This window comes from Janthinobacterium sp. 344, assembly GCF_900112025.1.
GTDB lineage: Bacteria > Pseudomonadota > Gammaproteobacteria > Burkholderiales > Burkholderiaceae_D > Janthinobacterium.
In genome coordinates, this window is record NZ_FOKL01000004.1 from 375,287 (window position 1) to 396,307 (window position 21,021).

Sequence of the window (21,021 nt, forward strand, 5' to 3'; positions counted from 1 at the left end):
GCAGCGCCCTTCCATGGGGGCGGCAAGGTATGCGCCCCGCTTTCCCGCATGGCCACGGCTTGGACGACAGGGAAAATAATTACAATTAAGATATTTGTTTCCTGAAATCTGGTAAGGTAATCCGCAGCGGCACCCCGCAGTGGCGGCCGGTCCCGATCGTGTTTCCAGCGCCAAGACGCTCTACCTGTCTGTTTATGATGATCCCTGCCAGCGTCCAGCAACTATTTCATCTTCCCGCCGATCCGGCCCTGCTGCACCATGGACAGCATGCGCCGGGCCTGGTGGTCCTGTCGCTCGTGATCGCCATTTTCACGTCGTGGATGGCGCTGCAGATGACGGCCTACAGCCGCTCGCAGGCCAGCATCAGCCGCCAGCTGCACCTGCTGTGCCTGATGGCCGGCAGCCTGGCGCTGGGCTGCGGCGTGTGGGCCATGCATTTCATCGGCATGCTCGCTTTCGAACTGGGCACCAGCGTCGATTACGCTCCCGGCCTGACCCTGCTGTCCATCGTGCCCGGCGTGGTGGCCTCGTTCGTGGCGCTGTCGACCATCAGCCGGCGCGCCATCTCCGCGCAGCGGCTGCTCGGCAGCGGGCTGCTGGTGGGCCTGGGCATCGGCGCCATGCATTACCTGGGCATGCATGCCATGCGGCTGGCCTTGTCGCTGCGCTACGACCCTGTGCTGTTTGTCCTGTCGCTGCTGGTTGCCGTGGTGCTGGCCACCCTGGCCCTGTGGATACGTTTCGGCCTGCGCGGCTGGAGCACCACCCTCGGGCCGTCGCAGCGCAACCTGATCGGCGCCGGCGTCATGGGCTGCGCGATTGCCGGCATGCATTACGTGGGCATGCATGCCGCGCGCTTCGTGGGAACGATCCCTCCTGGCAATGATGCCGATGCGGATCGTCCCTTGCTGGTCTTCAGCGTGACCCTGATGACCATCGCCCTGACCATCCTCGTCGCCTCGGCCGTGGGCGTGCTGCGCTACCGCGAACTGTTCCGCCACCTGAACCAGAGCGAAAACTGGACGCGTTCGCTGCTGACGAGCACGGTCGACGGCGTCATCACCATCGACAGGGCGGGCCAGATCGTGGCCTTCAACGGCGCCGCCGAACACATCCTTGGCTGGCGGCAGGCGGATATCATCGGCCGCCATGTCAGCGCGCTGATCACGGATGTGCGCCAGTCGGAAGAGCACGGCCTGCTGCACTATCTGCGCACGGGGGAAGGCGATGCCTTCCACAGCAGCAAGGAAGTGCTGTACATGCGCAAGGATGGCGCCCCGGTGGCCGTGCAGCGCTCGATGGCCCGCGCGCGCCTGGCCGACCAGGACTTGTACGTGCTGTTCATTACGGACATCAGCGAACGGCGCGCCATGCTGGCCGCCCTGCGCGAAAGCGAGCAGCAATTCCGCTCGCTGATCGGCAACATTCCCGGCATCGCCTTCCGCTGCACCACGGCGGAAAACCAGCCCATGCTGTTCATCAGCGACGGCGTGGAGGCCGTCACCGGCTATCCGCCCGCCGACTTCCTGGGCGCCACGCCGCGCCTGAGCGTCACGGGGCTGATCGTCGCCGAAGATCGCGGCTACGCCATCGACGTCTTCAACCGCAGCGTCGCCAGCGGCGAGCCCTACCTGCTCGAGTACCGCCTGCGGCACGCCGACGGCAGCCTGCGCTGGCTGTGGGAGCGGGGCGCCGTGGTGCTCGACCAGATGGGCGCCGTGCGCTGGGTCGACGGCGTCATCCTCGACATCAGCGAGCGGCGGCAAATGGAGGAGGACTTACGCATGGCCAAGGAAAAGGCGGAGCTGGCGGCCGCCACGCGGGCCAGCTTTGTCGCCAACATGAGCCATGAAATCCGCACGCCCATGAATTCCATCCTCGGTTTCACCGATGTGCTGCTCGATTCGCCGTTGACGCCGGAACAGCGGCGCCACCTGGACACGGTGCGCCAGTCGGGCCGCTCGCTGCTGCGCCTGCTCAATGAAGTGCTCGATACAGCCAAGCTGGAAAAAGGCGCCGTGGCGCTGGAATTGCGCGACTACAGCCTGCTGGCCCTCATCGATGAACTCGCGTCCACGTATGGCGGCAATGCGCGCGCCAAGGGCTTAACCATGGAAATCGAGTACGACCCGCAACTGCCGGCCATGCTGCATGGCGATGAACTGCGCATGCGGCAAGTGCTGGGCAACCTGCTCGACAACGCCATCAAATTCACCGCCCGCGGCGCCGTCAGCCTGACGGCCCGCCAGGAAAACGGCCGGCTGCACCTGCTGGTGCAGGACAGCGGCATCGGCATCGCCCCCGAGCGGCGCGAGGCCATCTTTGAACCGTTCGTGCAAGCCGACGCCTCGACCACGCGGCGCTATGGCGGCACGGGCCTGGGCACCACCATCAGCAAGCAGCTGGTGACTCTGATGCGCGGCAGCATCCGCGCCGAGGCCGCCGTGCCGCACGGCAGCGTGTTCCACGTCATTTTGCCCCTGAGCCCGGCACGCCGGGCGGCGCTGCCCGCCAGCGAACGCCGTAGCGTGGCCTTGCCCCCGCTGCGCGTGCTGGCCGCCGACGATGTGCCGCAAAACCTGGAACTGCTGTGTTTGCTGCTGCGCCAGCGCGGCCATACGGTGCAGACGGCCAGCGATGGCGAGCAAGCCCTGCACATGTCACAGCGCGATGATTTCGACGTGCTGCTGCTGGATCTGCAAATGCCGCGCATGGATGGCCTGGCCGCCACCCAGGCCATCCACGCCGCCGCCCTGCGCGACGGGCGTCCACGCGTGCCGGCCATCGCCATGACGGCCAGCGTGCTCGAGGCGCACCGCAAGGCGGCGCTGGCGGCCGGCATGGATGGCTTCGCCACCAAGCCCGTCGACTGGCATGCCCTGTCGCAGGAAATCGCGCGCGTGCTGGACTTGCGCGCCGGGAACCTGGCCGACAACGACGAGCAGGCCGCGCCTGCGGGGCGGCGCGTGCTGCACCATGCGGGCGCCGTGCAGCGCTGGGCCGGCAACGACAGCGCCTACCGCGCCGCGCTGGAACGTTTCGGCCAGGAACATCCGCGCGTGCCGACCGCGCTGCTGGCCGCCATCGACGCCAGCGACCACGCGCGGCTCCTGCCCCTGTGCCACCGGCTGCGCGGCGTGGCGGGCAACCTGGGCCTGGAACAGCTGGCGGCCAGCCTGGCGGCGCTGGAGCAATGCTGCGCCACGCACACGTCCGCCTCGGCGCAGCTGCCGGCTGAAATCACCGGCGCCCTGCTGACGCAATGGCCGGCGGCGCTGGCCGCCATCGCCAGGCTGAGCCCGCCGGAAAGCGCGGCGGCGGCGGCCGGTGACGCCGACCGGCCGGCGGCCCGGCAAGCGGCCGATGCCCTGCTGCACGCCTTGCGGCGTGGCGAATTGCACGACGCGGCGCAGGCCCAGCTCTACCGCGCCCTGGGCGGCCAGGCGGCGAGTCTGGCGCCGCTGCAACGCGCCATCGACGACTTCGATTTTCCCCTGGCACAGTCGCTGCTGCACGACTTGCTGCAATTATTAGAACAGGAACATCCATGATGCGTGTGCCACGCCCTGCCAAGCCCCTGCTGCTGGTCGTCGATGACGAGGCGGCCAATCTGCAACTGCTGCGTCAGATCCTGCAGGACGATTACGCGCTGCTGTACGCCAAGGATGGCGCGCGGGCCCTGGCACTGGCGCAACAGGAACGCCCGGCCCTGATCCTGCTCGACGTCATGATGCCCGGCATGAGCGGCCACGACGCGTGCCGGCGCCTGAAAGCCGAGCCGCTGACGGCCGCCATTCCCGTCATTTTCGTCACGGCGCTGAACGACATGCGCGACGAACTGAGCGGCTTCGAGGCGGGCGCCGTCGATTACATCACCAAGCCGCTCAGCCCATCCATCGTGCGCGCCCGCGTGCGCACGCACCTGTCGCTGGTGCGCAGCGACGAATTAAAGGAAACGCGGCTGCAGATCGTCCAGCGCCTGGGACTGGCGGCCGAATACAAGGACAATGAAACGGGCTTGCACGTGATCCGCATGAGCCATTACGCACGCCTGCTGGGCGTCGCCGCCGGCATGGACGCGGCGCAGGCGGACGACCTGCTGCACGCGGCGCCCATGCACGACGTGGGCAAGATCGGCATCCCCGACCGCATCCTGCAAAAGCCGGGCAAGCTGGACGCCGACGAATGGGCCATCATGCAGACCCACGCCAGCATTGGCGGCGACATCATCGGCGAACACGCGCAGGGCGGCATGCTGGCGCTGGCGCGCGAGATCGCCCTGTCGCACCATGAAAAATGGGATGGCAGCGGCTACCCGCACGGCCTGGCCGGCAGCGATATCCCCCTGGCGGCGCGCATCGTGGCCGTCGCCGACGTCTTCGACGCGCTGACCTCGGCGCGCCCGTACAAGCGCGCCTGGCCGGTGGCCGACGCCGTGGGGTATTTGCGGGAGCAAAAAGACCGCCACTTCGATGCGCGGCTGGTCGACCTGTTCATCCAGGAACTGCCCGCCATCGAGGCCATCCGGCTGCGCTGGGCGGAGAAAGAGGACCACCAGGCACCGGCATAGGCAGGCATAAGAAGTGAACTCCCGCCACGCCCGGTGTTGTTGCGTCACACAAAGAAGTGCCAAACACGATGGTGCTGGCGCCGATGCAGACCACTGGAAGGGCCAGGAGTTCAATGCCATTATGGCTGACCTGCCCTGCAACAATTTGATGCACATCAAATAGGCCACGATTTGCCGCAAACTGGCTTGTCGCCGGCCGCAGGCTGTCTTTTTTTGACCCACATCAAGCAGTCCAAAACAAAACCGCCCGCCACCACGGCAATGCTGGACTTGCCCGTGTTGCCGTTTTAGCCTTGTTGCCATCTTTATTCACGGGTGAACACATGGCTTACAAATCCATCCTGGTGCATGCCGACCTGTCGCGCCACGCGCCGCAGCGCATCGCCATCGCCGCGCGGCTGGCGCACACGCACCAGGCGCATCTGATCGGCGCGGCGATGACGGGCGTGTCGCGCTTTACCCTGGAGAATAACCGCGGCATGCGCGGCGGCGCCGTGGTGGCGCAGATGTCGGCGCTGCACGGTCATGCGCAACAGGCGCTGGAGCAGTTTGAACAGCTGGCGCGCCAGGCCGGCGCCGTCTCGCTGGAACGGCGCCTGATCGAAGACGATGAAGATGATGGCATGGCCGTCAGCGCCCGCTACAGCGACCTGACGGTGCTCAGCCAGCATGACGCCAGCGAAGCGCTGCCCGGCGCCATGCGCGACCTGGTGCCGTACGTGATGCTGAACGCGGCCCGCCCCGTGCTGATCGTGCCGCGCAGCGGCCAGTTTGCGCAAGTGGACAATACCGTCGTCGTGGCCTGGGATGGCAGCATGGAGGCGACGCGCGCCATCGGCCACGCCCTGCCCCTGCTGCGCGCGGCGCGCCTGGTGGTGCTGGCCCTGCTGCACCCGCCGGCCGGCCATGCGCAGCCGGCGCGCCATCCGGGCGCCGACATCGCCGCCTACCTGAGCCGCCACGGCGTGCAGGTCGAGGTGCGCCCGTCCGTCACCACGGGCGACATCGGCGCGGCCCTGCTGGCGATGGCCGCCGAAGTGCATGCCGACCTGCTGGTGATGGGCGGCTACGGCCACGCGCGCTTCCGCGAGATTCTGCTGGGCGGCGTGACGGAAACCGTGCTGCGCCAGATGACACTGCCCGTGCTGATGGCGCACTGAGGTCCCGCGCGCCACGTTTTGTTGCACAATGGCTATACTTGCCTGATTTTCTATATCAAGGCAATGTAGATGAAGCAACAACTGATCAATTGGGGCAGCGCCCTGGCGCCGTTCGGCAGCGACCTGCTGTGGACGGTCCTGCCGTGGATGCTGCTGTATGGCGTGCTCGGCTTTGTGCTGGCGCTCGGCATCTGCCACCAGCTGGCCAGAAAATGCCTGCTGGTGCGCCGTCCGCCCGCCTGGCATGTGGCCGCCAAGCTCAGCTATGTGTTGATCCTGCTCGCGCTGCCGTTCCTCGGCGGCGGATTTGGCGCCGTGCACAGCGTGCACCGCGTGGTCAACCAGGCCCTCGAGCGCGACCTGCAGCCGGTGGTCGAAGCGCAGATGCCGGCGCTGCGCGTCTACCTGGAACAGCAGGCCAGGCTGATCGCCCCGGGCCAGCCGGTCAGCATGCGCAGCCTGATCGAGCCTTTCGTGCAAGACATGTATTACCGGCCCACGTCCAACAGTTACTGGGAACGCAGCAAGGCGCGCTGGATCAATGAATTCATTCTGCGCCGCGGCAGCGTGCTGCTGATGCAGGTGCTGCAGGAACAGCTGATCGCCAGGGCCGGCGTGCTGGGCGAAGCGCTCAAGGGCGCCGGCTTCCGTGGCCAGGCGACGGGCGAACTGGCCAGCCTGGGCACCGACCTGGCCGTGCGCCTGACCACCGATGTGGCGCGCCAGGCCGACTTCAGCAAACTCGACAAATCGGTGCCGATGATTTTCGTCGACGCCATCAAACGCCAGGCCGGCGCCTATTTCAATTCGCTCAAGATCACGCTGGGCCTGTTCGCGCTGGTCGCGCTGCTGCTGGTGTGGGGCGAGATCATGCTGTACCGCCACTATTACCTGCGCCGCCAGCCGGCCGCCACGGCCCTGCCCGTGCCACCGATGTAAAAAAGCCGCCCCTCCTTGCGGACGGGGCGGCTTTTCATGTGCAGCTAACGCTTAGACTTTACGCTGGGCGACGGCGTCGACCACGCACAGCGCCGTCATGTTGACGATGCGGCGCACGGTGGCCGATGGCGTCAGGATGTGCACGGGCTTGGCGCAGCCGAGCAGGATCGGGCCGACGGCGATGCCGTTGCCGGCCGCCGTTTTCACCAGGTTGTAGGCGATGTTGGCCGACTCGATGTTCGGCATGACCAGCAGGTTGGCGTCGTTCTTCAAGGCCGAATTGGGCATGAGTTTTTGACGCAGCTTGCTGTCGAGGGCCGTATCGCCGTGCATCTCGCCGTCGATTTCCAGATCCGGCGCGCGTTCCTTGACGATGGCCAGCGCGGCGCGCATCTTTTGCGCCGAGGCGCTGTCGCTGGAACCGAAGTTCGAGTGCGACAGCAGGGCCGCGCGCGGCGACAGGCCGAAGCGGGTCATCTCTTCGGCGGCCATGATGGTGATCTCGGCCAATTGATCCGCGTCCGGGTTTTCGTTGACGTGGGTGTCGACCATCACCAGCTGGCGTTCCGGCATGATCAAGACGTTCATGGCGGCATACACATTGCTGCCGGCGCGCTTGCCCAGCACCTGGTCGATGTATTTCAGGTGCAGCTGGGTGGTGCCGAAGGTGCCGCAGATCATGCCGTCGGCGTCGCCCTTGTGGATCATCATCGAACCGATCAGGGTATGGCGGCGGCGCATTTCCAGCTTCGCGTATTCCTCGGTGACGCCCTTGCGGCTGGTCATCGCGTAATACGTGTTCCAGTAATCGCGGTAGCGCTCGTCGAAGTCCGGGTTGATGACGTCGAAGTCGACGCCTTGCTTCAGGCGCAGGCCGAATTTCTGGATGCGCGCTTCGAGCACGGGCGGGCGGCCCACCAGGATGGGACGCGCCAGTTTTTCATCGACCACCACCTGCACGGCGCGCAGCACGCGCTCTTCTTCGCCTTCGGCGTAGACGATGCGTTTCAGCTCGGCCGGCGTGGATTTGGCCATCAGGAACAGCGGCTTCATGAAGGTGCCGCTGCGGTAGACGAATTGCTGCAGGCTGTCCGCATACGCCTGCAGGTCCTTGATCGGACGCGTGGCGACGCCGGAATCCTCGGCCGCCTTGGCGACGGCGGGCGCGATCTTGATCAGCAAGCGCGGATCGAACGGCATCGGAATCAGGTATTCAGGGCCGAACGACAGGTTGCTGATGCCGTACGTGGTGGCGACGATGTCCGACTGCTCGGCATGCGCCAGGTCGGCGATCGCGTGCACCACGGCAATTTCCATTTCGCGCGTGATCGTCGTGGCGCCGCAATCGAGGGCGCCGCGGAAGATGTACGGGAAGCACAGCACGTTGTTGACCTGGTTCGGATAGTCCGAACGGCCCGTGGCGATGATGGCGTCGCTGCGCACGGCCTTGACTTCTTCCGGCAGGATTTCCGGATTCGGGTTGGCCAGCGCCAAGATCAGCGGGTTCGGCGCCATCTTGCGCACCATGTCCTGTTTCAGCACGCCGCCGGCGGACACGCCGAGGAAGATGTCGGCGTCCGGGATGATCTCGGCCAGGGTGCGCAGCGGCGTGTCTTGCGCGAAGCGTTCCTTGTCCGGGTCCATCAGTTCCGTGCGGCCCTTGTAGACGACGCCGGCCAGGTCGGTGACGTAGATGTTTTTCAGGGGGAAGCCCAGGTCGACGATCAGGTCCAGGCAGGCCAGCGCGGCCGCGCCCGCGCCCGAGACGACCAGCTTGCAGTCCTCGATCTTCTTGCCGACGGCTTTCAGGCCGTTCAGGATGGCCGCGCCGACGATGATGGCGGTGCCGTGCTGGTCGTCATGGAAGACGGGAATCTTCATGCGGTCGCGCAGCTGGCGCTCGATGTAGAAGCACTCGGGCGCCTTGATGTCTTCCAGGTTCACGCCGCCGAAGGTCGGTTCCAGCGCGGCGATGATGTCGACCAGTTTATCCGGGTCCGATTCGTTGATCTCGATGTCGAAGACGTCGATGCCGGCGAACTTCTTGAACAGCACGCCCTTGCCTTCCATCACCGGCTTGGCGGCCAGCGGGCCGATATTGCCCAGTCCCAGCACGGCCGTGCCGTTGGTGATGACGGCCACCAGGTTGCCGCGCGCCGTATATTTATACGCATTCGCCGGATCGATGACGATTTCTTCGCAGGGGGCGGCCACGCCTGGCGAGTAGGCCAGGGCCAGGTCGCGCTGGTTGGTCAGTTGTTTGGTGGGCGTCACGCTGATTTTGCCGGGGCGCGGGCACTCGTGATACTCGAGTGCGGCCAAGCGCAATTGTTGACGCAATTCTTCTTTTTTATCAGATGACGAATCCATGCTGTGCTGCCTTCCTGTTTGGTCGATCGGGTGTTTCGGATTTTATCAGACCGATTCTTTCAATTAGCTAGGTATTTTCCGCTAGCCACAGTCTGATATCACGAAAACGCATAACCTGCCATTGTAAGGCCGTCCGGCAGCGCAAACGTCCCCAACAGGAAAAACTATCAATTTTAAGGTTTTAATTGTTTTTTATGATCGCTGACCAGGCGCGCGCCACAGCGGCAGCGCGGCGACGGCGCGCTCGATATCGTCCATGTCGTCGTCGCCCAGGCTGGTGTCGAATGGCGCGGACAGGATGCGGCGCATCAGCGCCAGGCGGGTCGTCGCTTGCTCCTCGTCGATGAAGCGCGTCGTTTCCGCGCAGTACTGGGCGCGGCGCAGGGCATCGGCGCCGCCATCGTCGCCGTCGGGATAATAATGGCGGCCGATGTGATGCAGCGATATCAACAAAAATTCGATCTCGCGCAGGATGCGCAGCGCATCCTCGCCGGACAGCACGATGCGGCGGTTGGCCGGCAGCAGCGAGGGCGGCGCGGCAGGGGGGGCAGCCATGGCGACCTCTTTCTTTCTGGAAAAAGCGACAGCCTACGCGATTTTCGCTGCCGGCGCCGCCAGCCGCGCCCCCGGCGCGAAGCGCACGGCGATCAGCAGCAACAGCACCACGCCGCCCGCCATCACCATCCACGCCTGCGCCAGGCTGGACGCATGCTGGCGGATCAGGCCGGCGATGAAGGGCATGCTGCTGGCGATGATGTAGCCGCCGCCCTGCACGAAACCGAGCAGGGCGCCGGCACCGGCCGGCTCAACCACGTGGTCCATGCTGACGATCAGCGACAGGGGGAACAGCGCGCCGATGCCGCAGCCCAGCAGGATCACGGCGGGGATGGCCAGTTGCGCGGGCGCGGCGATCAGGCAAGCCAGGCCGCCCAGCACGGCCAGCAGCACCGGCAACAGCAGGATGCGGCGGTCGGGGAAGCGGTGGATGACGCTGGAAATCACCAGTCCCGCCAGCACTTCCACGAGGGTCAGGCCGCCCAGCAGCAAGCCGCTGTCGGCGGCGCTCCAGCCCAGCTCCGTATAAAACGGCGGCAGCCAGGCCAGCACCAGCGTGTAGGCGCCCGTGCCGATGCCAAAGAACACCATCAGCAGCCAGGCGCGGCCACTGCCCACGGGCAGGCTGGCGCCCGCGCCGCTGGCCGCCTCCACGCGCGAGGCGGCGGCGCGGCGCCACAGCAGCGCGGCCGCCACGGCGGGCAGCGCCCACAGGGCCAGCAGCGCATTCCAGCCCCAGCTTTGCGCCAGCGGCGAGGCGGAGGCGGCGGCAATGGCCGCGCCGCCCATGATGCCCGTCGTATAAAAACCCATCAATTGCCCGGCCCGCTCGGGGAAATGGCGCTTGATGAAAGCCGGCAACAGCGCCTGCACCAGCGCGATGCCCAGGCCGCCCAGGGCCGCCGTGGCGATCAGGCCGCCGCTGCCGTGCAAGGGCCAGCGCAGCGCGCAGGCGCCAGCGATGATGGCGATGCCGAGCGCAATGCCGCGCGCCACGCCCAGGCGCCGCTGCAGCTGCGCGCCAGCCAGCGCGCACACGCCCATGGCAAACACGGGCACGGTGGTCAGCAAGCCTGCGTCGGCATTGCTGATGCCCGTGCTGGCCTGGATGCTGTCGAGCAAGGGACCGATGGCCGCCAGAATGGGGCGCAGGTTCAGACCCAGCAGAATGATGGCGGCCACCAGCAAGGCGGACGAGGGAAGCGCGGAAGGAGCAGGTCGTTGGGATGGCATGGGATAGTCCTTGCCTCGCAGGGAGGCACATGGTTTAATGCGTCATCAAAATATGACTCGATGAAAAGTATCTTAACATAAAGATAGAAAGTTATCTTGAGGTCGAGATAGATGATCCAAAGATACCCGGATACCCCATGACTGATACCCCGCAAGAACATACGCGCGCGCAATTTGCCGCCCAACAATGGCAACGCGAACTGCCGCAAATGGATACGCGCGCCATGCAGCTGGTCGGCCAGCTGGGCACGGTGGCGCAGCTGATGGCGCGCGACTGGCTCAACCCCCTGTTCGCGGAACACGGCTTGCAGCCCGGTGAATTCGACGTGCTGGCGACCTTGCGCCGCTCGGGCGCGCCGTATGCGCTGACGCCGACGGCCCTGTATGAAGCGGCCATGCTGTCGTCGGGCGGCATGACCAACCGCATCGACCGGCTGGAAGCGGCAGGCTTGATCGAACGGCAAAAGCACCCGACGGACCGGCGCGGCGTGCTGGTGGCGTTGACGCCCAAGGGAGTGGAATTGATTGAAAGGCTGGTGCTGCTGCACGTGGAGAACGAGCGCAGGATGCTGGACGCCTTGAGCGCGGACGAGCAGCGCCAGCTCGACCAGTTGCTGGCCAAGCTGCTGCACGGCATGGCGCAGGCGAAGCGCTAGGAAAGCAGCTGCGCCAGCTCGCGCAGCGCCGCATGGCCGCGCCGGGCCAGGCGCTGCAGGTCGGCGGGGTCGCGGCTGTCGTACAGGGCCTGGACATGGCCCACGCTGGCCGCGCGCAAGTCGATATCGCTGTCGCGGTCGGGAAGCTCGGCGTCGGCCACGTGGCCCTCGACCAGGGTCAGATAGTAATGGCGGGGCTTGCCGCGCAAGTTGGCGGCAAACTGCAGCACCAGGCCGCTGTCGAACAGCAGGGCGCCGCTGCGGCCGCCCTGTTCCAGCAGCACGCGAAACGCCGGCAAGGGCTGCGCCGCGCGCAGGAAACCGGCCAGGCGCACCTGATAGCCCAGGTCCAGGCCATTCGCGCCCAGCTGGCCGCGCTGCAGATACGCCTTGAACGACGCCTGCACGGGCCGTTTGCCACGGCGGAACAGGCGCTCGTCCTCGTACAGGCACAGCTGGCCGCCGTCGCTGATGGCGTCGAAGCCATGCGCCACCAGCTCCTGCGCCTCGAAGGTGGCCAGGCCGACGGCTTGCGGCTCGCGCAGCCAGCCGTGATCGAGCCAGGATTGCAGTAAGACGTGAATATCGGAAATGGGCATGGCAAGTTGTTCGGCAGTGGCAAAGGCCCGTATTGTAGGCCAGCCTATAATAGCCGGGCCACACCATCATTCAACGCACACACAACGCCATGGCCCCACACGACGCGCTTTCCGAATTCGACCTGATCAAACACTATTTCGTGCGCCAGCGCCCCGGCCGCGCCACCCTGGGCATCGGCGACGATTGCGCGCTGCTCACGCCCGGCGCGGGCAAGCAGATCGCCATCTCCTCGGACATGCTGGTCGAGGACCGGCACTTCTTTGCCGGCGCCGATGCCCGCATGCTGGGGCACAAAAGCCTGGCCGTGAACCTGTCCGACCTGGCCGCCATGGGCGCGCGTCCCGTGGCATTTACCTTGGCCCTGGCCCTGCCGCAAGCGGAACGCGCCTGGCTGGCCGGCTTTGCCGAGGGCCTGTTCGCGCTGGCCGACGCGTTTGATTGCGAGCTGATTGGCGGCGACACCACCAGGGGCCCGCTGAATATCTGCATCACCGTGTTCGGCGAATTGGCGCCGGGCCAGGCCCTGCGCCGCAGCGCGGCCGTGGCGGGCGACGATATCTGGGTCAGCGGCACCCTGGGCGACGCGCGCCTGGCACTGGCCGGCTACCGCATGGAACAGGAACTGGCGCCAGCCGACCTGCTGATGGCCGCCGCGCGCATGCACACGCCCACGCCGCGCGTGGCGCTGGGCTGCGCGCTGGCGGAACAGGGCCTGGCGCATGCGGCCATCGACATCTCGGATGGCCTGGCGGGCGACCTGGGACACATCTTGAAAGCGTCGCAAGTGGGCGCCACGCTCGACGTCGACGCCCTGCCGGCCGGCCCGATACTGGCGCGGCAGGATGCGCAACTGCGCCGCCGCTACACGGCCGCCGGCGGCGACGACTATGAACTGTGCTTCACGGCGCCGGCATCCTCGCGCGACGCCATCGCCGCCCTGGCGATCAGCTGCGGCACGCCCGCCACGCGCGTGGGCCGCATCGAGGCGCAGGCGGGCTTGCGGCTGGTCGATGCACAGGGACTGCCGCTCGATCTGCGGTTATCGTCGTTCGACCACTTCAGCGACTAACCTTAGCGCACCGCCGCGCGCGCCAGCCCCGGCTGGTTCACCATCCAGTAGTGCTGGAAGGCCAGGCGGATGTTGTCGCGCAGCTGGGTGTCGTCCCACGGTTTCGTGTAGAAGCGGTAGATGGCGCCCCGGTTGATCGAGTCGAGCACCGCTTCCAGCCCCGTGTAGCCGGAGAGGATGATGCGGATGGTTTCCGGGTACAGCTCCTTCACTTTGCTGAGGAATTCCGTGCCGCTCATGCTGGGCATGCGCTGGTCGCAGACGATGACGTGCACGCGGTGCAGCGCCAGCATCTCGAAGCCTTCGGCCGGCGTGCTGGCCGTGAGGATGTGGTAGCCCTCGGGGCGGAACAGGCGGTGCAGCGACGACAGCACGTTGACGTCGTCGTCGACGATCAGCAGCGTCTGCGCCGGCTGCGCGGCCGGGTCGTGGCCCGGCGGCAGGCCGGCGCCGGCGCCGATCATCTGGCCCAGTTCCAGCGCCGGCAGGGCGCGGCTGAAATAAAAGCCCTGGATTTCATCGCAGCGGTTGCGCCGCAGGTATTCCAGCTGCGGGCGCGATTCCACGCCTTCGGCCACCACGCTCAGTTTCAGGCTGTGCGCCATGCTGATGATGGCCAGCGCGATGGCCGCGTCGTTCGGGTTGCTGGTGATGTTGCGCACGAAGGCGATGTCGATCTTCAGCTTGTCGATGGGGAAGCGCTGCAGATACGCGAGGCTGGAATAACCGGTGCCGAAATCGTCGATGGCCACCTTCACGCCGATTTTTTTCAGTTTCCCCAGCACGACGATGGTGCGCTCGGCGTTCGACATCAGCGCCGTTTCCGTCAGTTCCAGTTCCAGCAACTCGGGCGCCAGGCGGTGCTGCGCCAGCGCGCGCGTCACTTCGCCTTCCAGGTCGCCCTCGGCGAACTGGCGGCTCGACACGTTCACGGCCACGTGCACGGGGCCCACTTCGCTATCGCGCCACTCGGCGATCTGGCGGCAGGCGGCGTGGATCACCCAGGCGCCCACGCGCACGATCAGGCCCGTGTCTTCCAGCACCGGCACGAATTCGGCCGGCGCCACCAGGCCGTAGCCGGGACGGCGCCAGCGCAGCAGCGCTTCCACGCCGCTGATGCGCCCCGTGCGCAAATCCACCTTGGGCTGGTAGTACAGGATGAACTGCTCGTGTTCCAGCGCATGGCGCAGCGCCAGTTCCAGGTCGAGGCGCGCCAGCACCTGCACGTTCATGCCGGCCGTGAAAAAACGGTAGCCGTCGCGGCCCGCCTGCTTGGCGCCGCCCATGGCCGTATTCGCGTACTTGATCAGGGTTTCCGGGTCGGTGGCGTCGTCCGGATACATGGCGATGCCGATGCTGGCCGTCAGGGTGGCCGCATGGCCGCGCAAGTCGAACGGCGCGCGCAGCGCTTCGCGCACCTGGTTGGCCACCGCCACGGCTTCCTGCTGGTTGCGGCTCATGGTCAGGATCAGCGCGAATTCGTCGTTGCCCAGACGCCCCACCGTGTCGCGCAGGCGCACGCACTCGACCAGGCGGTTGCTGAACTGGCGCAGCAGCTCGTCGCCCAGCGCCGCGCCCAGGGTGTCGTTGATGCTTTTGAAGCGGTCCAGCGCGATGAAGAGCACCACGATGCGCCAGCTTTTTTCCTGCGCCAGTTCGACGGCCTGGGCCAGGGTCTGGTAGAACAGGCTGCGGTTCGGCAGCCCCGTCAAGCCGTCGTAGTGGGCCAGGTGCTTCAGGCGTTCCTGCGCCTGGCGCCGTTCGCTGATGTCGCGCGCCACGGCGATCAGCAGCAGGCCGCCCGCCGCATGTCCCCCCGGCACCGGCGACTGCGCATACCAGTGCCAGCTCAATTCCACCGGCACCAGGCTCAGGTCGTGCCGTACCAGCTCGCATTCCGTCACTTCCGTCGCCAGGTGGGCCGGGCCGCCCTGCAGCGTGACCAGCGGCGCGGGCGGCGGCGAAGGCAGCAAGGCGCCCGGCGACAGCGACAGCAGCTGCGCACGCGCATAGCCCAGCAGACGGCAGGCGCCATCGTTGACGTCGACCAGGGCCATGCCCAGCACGTCGACGAGGAAGATGGCATCCGTGGTGGCATCCATGGCGCCGCGGAAGCGCTGCAGTTCCGCCGTGCGCTGGCCCACCGTGCGTTCCAGCAGCGCGTTGTACTGGCGCGCGGCGCGGTGCAGCAGCCGCACTTCGAGCATGTTGCGGATGCGCGTGAGCACTTCGAGCGCATCGAATGGCTTGCTGATGAAATCGCGCGCGCCCGCCTCCAGCGCGGCCAGTTTGGCGTCCGGGTCGGCGGCGATCACCAGCACGGGCAAATAGCCTTCCAGCTCCAGCGGGCGCAGCGCATCCATCACGGCATAGCCGCTCATGGCCGGCATCACCAGGTCGAGGATGATCAGGTCGAACTGGTGGCGCTGGTGCAGGCCCGCCACGGCGCGCGCGTCGAGGGTGCTGCTGATGGCCGTGTAGCCGCCGCTTTCCAGCAGATGCTCGAGCAGGCGCAGATTGACTTCCTGATCGTCGACGATGAGGATTTTCGCGCCATAGATGTCGGCCTGGCTGATCATGGCGCGCCTGTTCCCTTCTGCCGGCGCTGCTGCGCCACGTAAGCCAGGGTGCTGTTGATCGCCTCGGTGAATTCCTCAAGGTTGATCGGCTTGGTCAGGTAGCGGTAAAAACCCTGTGCCATGCTGCGTTCGACGTCGCCCGGCATGGCATTGGCCGTCAGGGCGATGACGGGAATGTGCGCCGTGCGCGGGTCGGCGCGCAGCAGTTTCAAGGCGTCGGTGCCGTTAATGTGCGGCAGGTTGATGTCCATCAGGATCACCTGCGGCAACTGCGTGAGCGCCATGTCCACGCCCAGGCGGCCATCCCTGGCCGTCAGCAGCCGCAGTTGCGGGCAGTAGCGCACGATTTCCTCGACCAGGGTGAGGTTGGCGGGATTGTCTTCCACGTACAGCAAGGTGACAGGCGCGCTGTTGTCGAGCAGCGCGCCGGCCAGATCCGGCCGCGGCAGGGCCGGCGACACCGGTAGCGGCACGCTTTCAGCCACGCGCAGCTCGATCCAGAAGGTGCTTCCCACGCCCGCCTCGCTGGTCACGCCGATATGGCCGTCCATCAGTTCCACCAGGCGCTTGGTGACCACCAGGCCGATGCCGCTGCCCTCTTCCGTGCCGCCTTCCTGCCCCAGGCGGTTAAACGGCTGGAACAGCAGCGCCACCTGGTCGCTATCGAGGCCGATGCCCGTGTCGCGCACGCTGATGCGCACGCGCCCGCCCGGCTGCACTCCGCACGCGACGCTCACCGTGCCGTGTTCGCGGTTGTACTTGAGCGCATTCGACAGCAGGTTGAGCAGGATCTGCTTCAGGCGCGTGCGGTCGGCCAGCACGTTCAGCGGGCAGGCGTCGGGAAAGGCCATGCCGATGCCGCGCTGGCTGGCCAGCGGCGCGATCATGTCGCGGCATTCCTGCAAGATGGCGTCCAGCGCCACCGGCTCGAGCGACAGGTTGACGGTGCCCGATTCGACCTTCGCCAGGTCGAGGATTTCATTGATCAGTGTCAGCAAGTGGCGTCCCGATTTCAGGATATGGCCGGCGAATTCCTTCTTTTGCGCCAGGGTCGACGGCAGGCGGTCGGAGCTGAGGATTTGCGCGAAGCCGAGGATGGCATTCAGGGGCGTGCGCAATTCATGGCTCATCGACGACAGGAAGGCCGACTTGGCGTAGTTGGCGCTGCGCGCCTCTTCCATCGCCATGGCCAGTTCGCCATTCGTCATTTCCAGCTGCACCGTGCGTTCATGCACGCGCACTTCCAGCTCCTGGTTCAGGCGCATGACTTCCTGCTGCGCCTGGGCGCGCTGTTCCGCCTCGCGCGCCAGCTCGCCGTTCGAACGCTCCAGCGCCTGCGTGCGCAGTTCGATCTCGGCCAGCATCTTGTTGAAGGAGTCGACCAGCTGCGCCACTTCATCGGCGCTGAGCTTGCGCGCGCGGCGCGAATAGTCGCCCGTCTCGATCACTTCGCGGGCCACGTCGGCGATGTCGAGGATCGGCTGCGTGATCACGTGGTCGAGGCGGCGCAGCAGCAGCAAGGCCACCAGCAGCGCCAGCACCGTCACGCCCAGGGCGATGGCCAGGTAGTCGACCGTGCGGCCCGCCAGCTCATAGTCGGCGCGCAGGTAGACGGTGCCCAGCAGCTCGCCATTGTCGACGATGGGCTTGAACAATTCGACCGATTTGCCGGCGATGCTTTCGCCCTCCTTGCCGACGTGCGCCGGCGGCGCCGCCGCCTGCGCGCTGGCGCGGTAGCTGGCAAACAGGCTGCCATCGGCCTTGTACAGGGCGCCGGCCGTCACGCGCGGGCGGATGCGCATCAGGTTGAGGTTTTCCAGCGCCAGGCGGTCATCGTCGAAGGCCAGCGCGGCCGAACTCATGTGCCCCAGCAGCTCGGCCTGGGTACTGATGTCGGCCACCAGGTTGCGGTGGTAGGCGCGCAAGTCGTAGACGACGATGGTGCCCAGCGAAATGACGAGCGCCACCAGGGTGGTCAGCAAGACCACCGACATCAGCTTGCGGCGGATGGAACGCAGCCTGATCATCTATGCGCCTCCCGTCTGCACGCGATAGGCGGCCAGCAGCATGCGCGCACTGATGCGGATATGCGCCTGCGCCACGGGTTTCAGGGCCACGTCGAAACGCACCTTGTCCTCCGCCATCACAAAATTGATCATGCTGCCCATGGCATAGACCTCATCCGAATCGGAGACCGTCAGCAACGCCAGGCCGCGGCTGGCGGCCAGCATCTCCTGCAACACGGCCTTCTCCAGCGCGCCCAGGTACAGCACGTGCAAGCCGGCCAGCGTCTCGCCACGGCGCACCTTCTTCACCTGCACGCTGCGCCCGTTGACGCTGTGGCCCGCCACGCTCAGCTCCAGCTGCTCGGCCAGCGCATCGGCGCCGGCCACGCCGATCACCAGCGGCGCATCGGGGCGGGCGAAGCTGCCGTCGGGCCACTCGACAAAACCGGCGAACTTGTACAGATACGCGGCCTTCACCTGGCGTTCCAGCTCGCCGGGCACTTGCGCCCGCGTACCGGTGCACAGCACGCTCAGGAGCAACAATAGCCAGCCCCATCGGAGTGGCCGGCGGCGAGCACCGTGCAAGGGGTGACACAAGGGGCCAGCTTGCTGCCGCCAGGTCCAGTTCAGAAGTGCCATGACAACCGAGTAAAGATAATGCGTTCGAAGGCGCGGCGCCATGCCGCGTCCCAATAGGGGCGATGCGAACCAGCGTGGAGCAGCGGCAGAACGCCTGCCAGCCCAGATTGGTAGCAAATGTATAAAAGAGTGTACGCATTTTCGCTGATAGCGGGGAAAGTTTCTTTTACCGTAGGCCATGCTACAGTCACGCTATCTCCCCACCGCTAGCAGGCATCCCGCATGAATACCGCTCTCCTCGCCCTTTCCACTGCCGTCGGCCATGCTTTGCAGGCCCGTGGCTTGCTGCTGGCCACGGCGGAATCGTGCACGGGCGGCGGCGTGGCGCAGGCCGTCACCGACATCAGCGGCTCGAGCGTCTGGTTCGAGCGGGGTTTCGTCACCTATTCCAATGGCGCCAAGACCAGCATGCTGGGCGTGCCGGCCGAGCTGATCGCCGCGCACGGCGCCGTCAGCGAGGAAGTGGCCGCCGCCATGGCGCAAGGCAGCCTGGCGCACAGCGACGCCCAGGTGGCCGTCTCGACCACCGGTATCGCCGGCCCCACGGGCGGCGTACCGGGCAAGCCCGTCGGCACCGTCTGCTTCGGCTGGGCCATGGACGGGCGTGTGCTGACGCAGCGGCGGGTATTTGCGGGCGACCGCCAGGCCGTGCGCGAGCAGGCCGTGACGCATGCCCTGCAGGAACTGCTGCGCTTTATCGGCTGATCAAGCCACGCCGCCGCTGATCTCGGCGATGCAGGCGCGGTCGCGGCCCGCCTGCTTGGCCGCATACAGGGCGCTGTCGGCGCGCATCAGCAATTCATGGCGGCCGGCGCCATGACGCGGGTATTCGGCGATGCCGGCGGAAAAGGTGCAGCCCGTCAAGCTGTGCGGCGCCTGGCGGATCAGCAACTGGCGGTAGCGGGCGGCGATGTCGTCGATCTTGTGCGCGGCGATCACGCTGTCGGCTTCGCGCAACAGCAGGCAGAATTCCTCGCCACCATAGCGGCACAGCATGTCGCTGCCGCGCAACTGACTCTCCACCAGGCGCGCGAACTGGATCAGCACCTCGTCGCCAAAGTTGTGCCCATACGTATCGTTGACACGCTTGAAGAAATCCAGGTCGATGATGGCGATCGAGACGGGCGCATCCGCATCGGCCCCGTGCAAGATGGCGTTCAAACAGGTTTCAAAATGGCGGCGGTTGTACAGGCCCGTCAGGTGATCGCGCATGGCCTGTTCCTTCAGGCTGTCCTGCAGGGAATTGACATGCAGGATCTGGTGCGCCAGTTCGCGGTTCAGGTGCTCGAGCTTGACGTTTTCCGACTCGCGCGCCGCCTGCAGCTCCAGCGCCTTGTCGCGCTCGGCCTTCAGGCTGTGCATTTCCTTTTCCAGGTTGCGCATCAGGCTGCGCGAGGCGCGCGCCGATTTGCTGCTGGCCTCGAAGGCGGCCTGGTATTGCTGCAGGAAACCATATGCCGTCTGCCATTCCCCCAGCTGGGCATTGATCTCGGCCAGTCCGCGCAGGATCTGTTGCTGGTGAAACGGATTGCATGTCCAGCTCAACAGGCTGTGCGCCTGTGTCAGCGACGCCAGCGCCTGCGCCGTCTGGCCCGCATGCAGGTCCAGCTTGCCGCGCACCAGCCAGGCATGCATCTGCTCTTCCAGGTCCTGCCCGCGGCGCGCGTATTCTTCGGCGCGCAGCAGCAATTGCAGGGCGCTGGCGGGCCGCTGCAGCAGGATGGCCGCATGCGCGGCGATGCAGAACAAAAAGGCGCGCACGGCCAGGTCTTCTTCCGGCCACTCGTAAAACGGCTCGACCAGCGCCAGCGCCTCGGCCGGCTTGCCCGTGGCCAGCAGACACATGGCCAGGTTGGCCGAGACGATGGTTTGCTGGTATTTGAGCTTTTGCGTGCCGATGATCTCGAGCGCCTCGACCAGCAGGGGAATGGCGTCTTCATCGTTGCCCAGGTCGTGCTGCGACGAGGCCAGGTTCGACAGGCTGTTGACGCGGTGCGCGGGGCTGCCGAAGCGCTCGGCGATATCGAGCGCCAGCAGGAAGTTGCGCGGACCGTCCTGCGTGTCGCCACGGTTCAGGGCATCGACGCCCAGGCGCGCGTACAGCATGAATTTATGCAGCGAATCGGGAATCTGCGCGGCCTGGCTGCGCGCCAGCAGGAAATGCTGTTCCGCATCGGCAAACTCGCCGCGCCGGCTCGCATATGCGCCCTGCAGGGCGGCCATTTCCATGCCGCCTTCCAGGTCGCCCGTCTGCTGGAAGTAATCGCGCAGCGGCGCGCACGCCGGTTCCGGCTCCCCCGCGTAATACGCCAGCCAGCAGTGGTTCAGTTCGGCATATGCGCCGCCGCGCGCATACTGCTGGCGCTGCGCCGCCGCCAGCGCCATCTGCGCCAGGCGCCGCGCCTGGCGCCGGTTGCCGACCAGGCAAGACAGCGCTTGCTGATTGAGGCGGTCTATGTCAGCTTTATCGAGACTGGAGATCGGCACTACGTCCTCGTTCACACTCTGGGGTGGATTTTTCACACAAAACTTGCTCTGCATCAATGGTATCCTGATTAACATCATAACCAGATTCGCTCTTCCCCATGGCATATTTGCAAAGGATTGTGGTAAAAATGCCAGTTGCAGTCTGGCCGGGAGCAATC

Annotated in this window: 15 protein-coding genes; 7 read left to right on the plus strand and 8 right to left on the minus strand. The window is 66.3% G+C overall.

The window, feature by feature from the left end; translation table 11 throughout:
* Positions 1–194: 194 nt before the first annotated feature.
* The 4 genes from BM193_RS13975 to BM193_RS13990 all read left to right on the plus strand — a co-directional run bounded on the left by BM193_RS13975 (position 195) and on the right by BM193_RS13990 (position 6,669).
* Positions 195–3,551, plus strand: coding sequence for an MHYT domain-containing protein (locus BM193_RS13975; protein ID WP_254786125.1), 3,357 nt, complete (start codon positions 195–197; stop codon positions 3,549–3,551).
* Complete coding sequence (locus tag BM193_RS13980) at positions 3,551–4,570, plus strand: HD-GYP domain-containing protein (protein ID WP_092797190.1); 1,020 nt, start codon at positions 3,551–3,553, stop codon at positions 4,568–4,570. The genes BM193_RS13975 and BM193_RS13980 overlap by 1 nt, the downstream gene beginning before the upstream one ends.
* Before the next feature lie 323 nt (positions 4,571–4,893).
* Positions 4,894–5,730 (plus strand): universal stress protein, encoded by an 837-nt coding sequence (locus BM193_RS13985; protein ID WP_092796677.1) that lies wholly within the window; start codon positions 4,894–4,896, stop codon positions 5,728–5,730.
* 69 nt (positions 5,731–5,799) lie between these two features.
* Positions 5,800–6,669 carry a hypothetical protein gene (locus BM193_RS13990; protein WP_092796679.1) on the plus strand — a complete coding sequence of 290 codons (870 nt, stop codon included), beginning with the start codon at positions 5,800–5,802 and terminating at the stop codon, positions 6,667–6,669.
* 51 nt (positions 6,670–6,720) lie between these two features.
* On the opposite strand, the gene BM193_RS13995 is transcribed toward BM193_RS13990, so the two are convergent.
* The 3 genes from BM193_RS13995 to BM193_RS14005 all read right to left on the minus strand — a co-directional run bounded on the left by BM193_RS13995 (position 6,721) and on the right by BM193_RS14005 (position 10,827).
* Positions 6,721–9,039, minus strand: a complete 2,319-nt coding sequence (locus tag BM193_RS13995) for an NADP-dependent malic enzyme (protein WP_092796681.1) — start codon at positions 9,037–9,039, stop codon at positions 6,721–6,723.
* Between the two features lie 192 nt (positions 9,040–9,231).
* A complete protein-coding gene (locus tag BM193_RS14000; protein WP_217638421.1) occupies positions 9,232–9,594 on the minus strand; it encodes a hypothetical protein in 363 nt (120 codons plus the stop codon).
* 33 nt (positions 9,595–9,627) lie between these two features.
* Positions 9,628–10,827 carry an MFS transporter gene (locus BM193_RS14005; protein WP_092796683.1) on the minus strand — a complete coding sequence of 400 codons (1,200 nt, stop codon included), beginning with the start codon at positions 10,825–10,827 and terminating at the stop codon, positions 9,628–9,630.
* Between the two features lie 137 nt (positions 10,828–10,964).
* Here BM193_RS14005 and BM193_RS14010 point away from each other — a divergent pair, with 137 nt between their 5' ends.
* A complete protein-coding gene (locus tag BM193_RS14010; RefSeq protein ID WP_092796686.1) occupies positions 10,965–11,483 on the plus strand; it encodes a MarR family winged helix-turn-helix transcriptional regulator in 519 nt (172 codons plus the stop codon).
* On the opposite strand, the gene BM193_RS14015 is transcribed toward BM193_RS14010, so the two are convergent.
* Complete coding sequence (locus tag BM193_RS14015; protein WP_092796688.1) at positions 11,480–12,082, minus strand: hypothetical protein; 603 nt, start codon at positions 12,080–12,082, stop codon at positions 11,480–11,482. The two genes, BM193_RS14010 and BM193_RS14015, sit on opposite strands and share 4 nt — an antisense overlap.
* Positions 12,083–12,171: 89 nt before the next feature.
* Between BM193_RS14015 and thiL the strand changes: the two genes are divergently transcribed.
* Positions 12,172–13,152, plus strand: coding sequence for a thiamine-phosphate kinase (gene thiL / locus BM193_RS14020; protein ID WP_092796690.1), 981 nt, complete (start codon positions 12,172–12,174; stop codon positions 13,150–13,152).
* Positions 13,153–13,154: 2 nt separating this feature from the next.
* On the opposite strand, the gene BM193_RS14025 is transcribed toward thiL, so the two are convergent.
* The 3 genes from BM193_RS14025 to BM193_RS14035 are packed head-to-tail and all read right to left on the minus strand — an operon-like array spanning position 13,155 to position 18,280.
* On the minus strand, positions 13,155–15,731 hold the full coding sequence (locus BM193_RS14025; RefSeq protein WP_092796692.1) for an EAL domain-containing protein: 2,577 nt from the start codon (positions 15,729–15,731) through the stop codon (positions 13,155–13,157).
* Positions 15,728–17,758, minus strand: a complete 2,031-nt coding sequence (locus BM193_RS14030; protein WP_092796694.1) for a sensor histidine kinase, YfiR-like protein-associated — start codon at positions 17,756–17,758, stop codon at positions 15,728–15,730. Before BM193_RS14030 ends, BM193_RS14025 begins: the two co-directional genes overlap by 4 nt.
* Complete coding sequence (locus tag BM193_RS14035; protein ID WP_175533279.1) at positions 17,759–18,280, minus strand: TOL_0243 family YfiR-like periplasmic protein; 522 nt, start codon at positions 18,278–18,280, stop codon at positions 17,759–17,761.
* 318 nt (positions 18,281–18,598) lie between these two features.
* Between BM193_RS14035 and BM193_RS14040 the strand changes: the two genes are divergently transcribed.
* Positions 18,599–19,081, plus strand: a complete 483-nt coding sequence (locus BM193_RS14040; protein WP_092796698.1) for a CinA family protein — start codon at positions 18,599–18,601, stop codon at positions 19,079–19,081.
* Here the strand turns inward: BM193_RS14040 and BM193_RS14045 are convergent, their stop codons facing one another.
* Entirely contained in the window at positions 19,082–20,863 is a 1,782-nt protein-coding gene (locus BM193_RS14045; protein WP_254786126.1) for a GGDEF domain-containing protein, read from the minus strand.
* Positions 20,864–21,021 lie beyond the last annotated feature (158 nt).

Bases quoted from the DNA above. Each gene is read 5' to 3' on its own strand.
- BM193_RS13975 (WP_254786125.1), top strand. From the start codon at position 195: ATGATGATCCCTGCCAGCGTCCAGCAACTATTTCATCTTCCCGCCGAT.
- BM193_RS13980 (WP_092797190.1), top strand. From the start codon at position 3,551: ATGCGTGTGCCACGCCCTGCCAAGCCCCTGCTGCTGGTCGTCGATGAC.
- BM193_RS13985 (WP_092796677.1), top strand. From the start codon at position 4,894: ATGGCTTACAAATCCATCCTGGTGCATGCCGACCTGTCGCGCCACGCG.
- BM193_RS13990 (WP_092796679.1), top strand. From the start codon at position 5,800: ATGAAGCAACAACTGATCAATTGGGGCAGCGCCCTGGCGCCGTTCGGC.
- BM193_RS13995 (WP_092796681.1), bottom strand. From the start codon at position 9,039: ATGGATTCGTCATCTGATAAAAAAGAAGAATTGCGTCAACAATTGCGC.
- BM193_RS14000 (WP_217638421.1), bottom strand. From the start codon at position 9,594: ATGGCTGCCCCCCCTGCCGCGCCGCCCTCGCTGCTGCCGGCCAACCGC.
- BM193_RS14005 (WP_092796683.1), bottom strand. From the start codon at position 10,827: ATGCCATCCCAACGACCTGCTCCTTCCGCGCTTCCCTCGTCCGCCTTG.
- BM193_RS14010 (WP_092796686.1), top strand. From the start codon at position 10,965: ATGACTGATACCCCGCAAGAACATACGCGCGCGCAATTTGCCGCCCAA.
- BM193_RS14015 (WP_092796688.1), bottom strand. From the start codon at position 12,082: ATGCCCATTTCCGATATTCACGTCTTACTGCAATCCTGGCTCGATCAC.
- thiL (WP_092796690.1), top strand. From the start codon at position 12,172: ATGGCCCCACACGACGCGCTTTCCGAATTCGACCTGATCAAACACTAT.
- BM193_RS14025 (WP_092796692.1), bottom strand. From the start codon at position 15,731: ATGATCAGCCAGGCCGACATCTATGGCGCGAAAATCCTCATCGTCGAC.
- BM193_RS14030 (WP_092796694.1), bottom strand. From the start codon at position 17,758: ATGATCAGGCTGCGTTCCATCCGCCGCAAGCTGATGTCGGTGGTCTTG.
- BM193_RS14040 (WP_092796698.1), top strand. From the start codon at position 18,599: ATGAATACCGCTCTCCTCGCCCTTTCCACTGCCGTCGGCCATGCTTTG.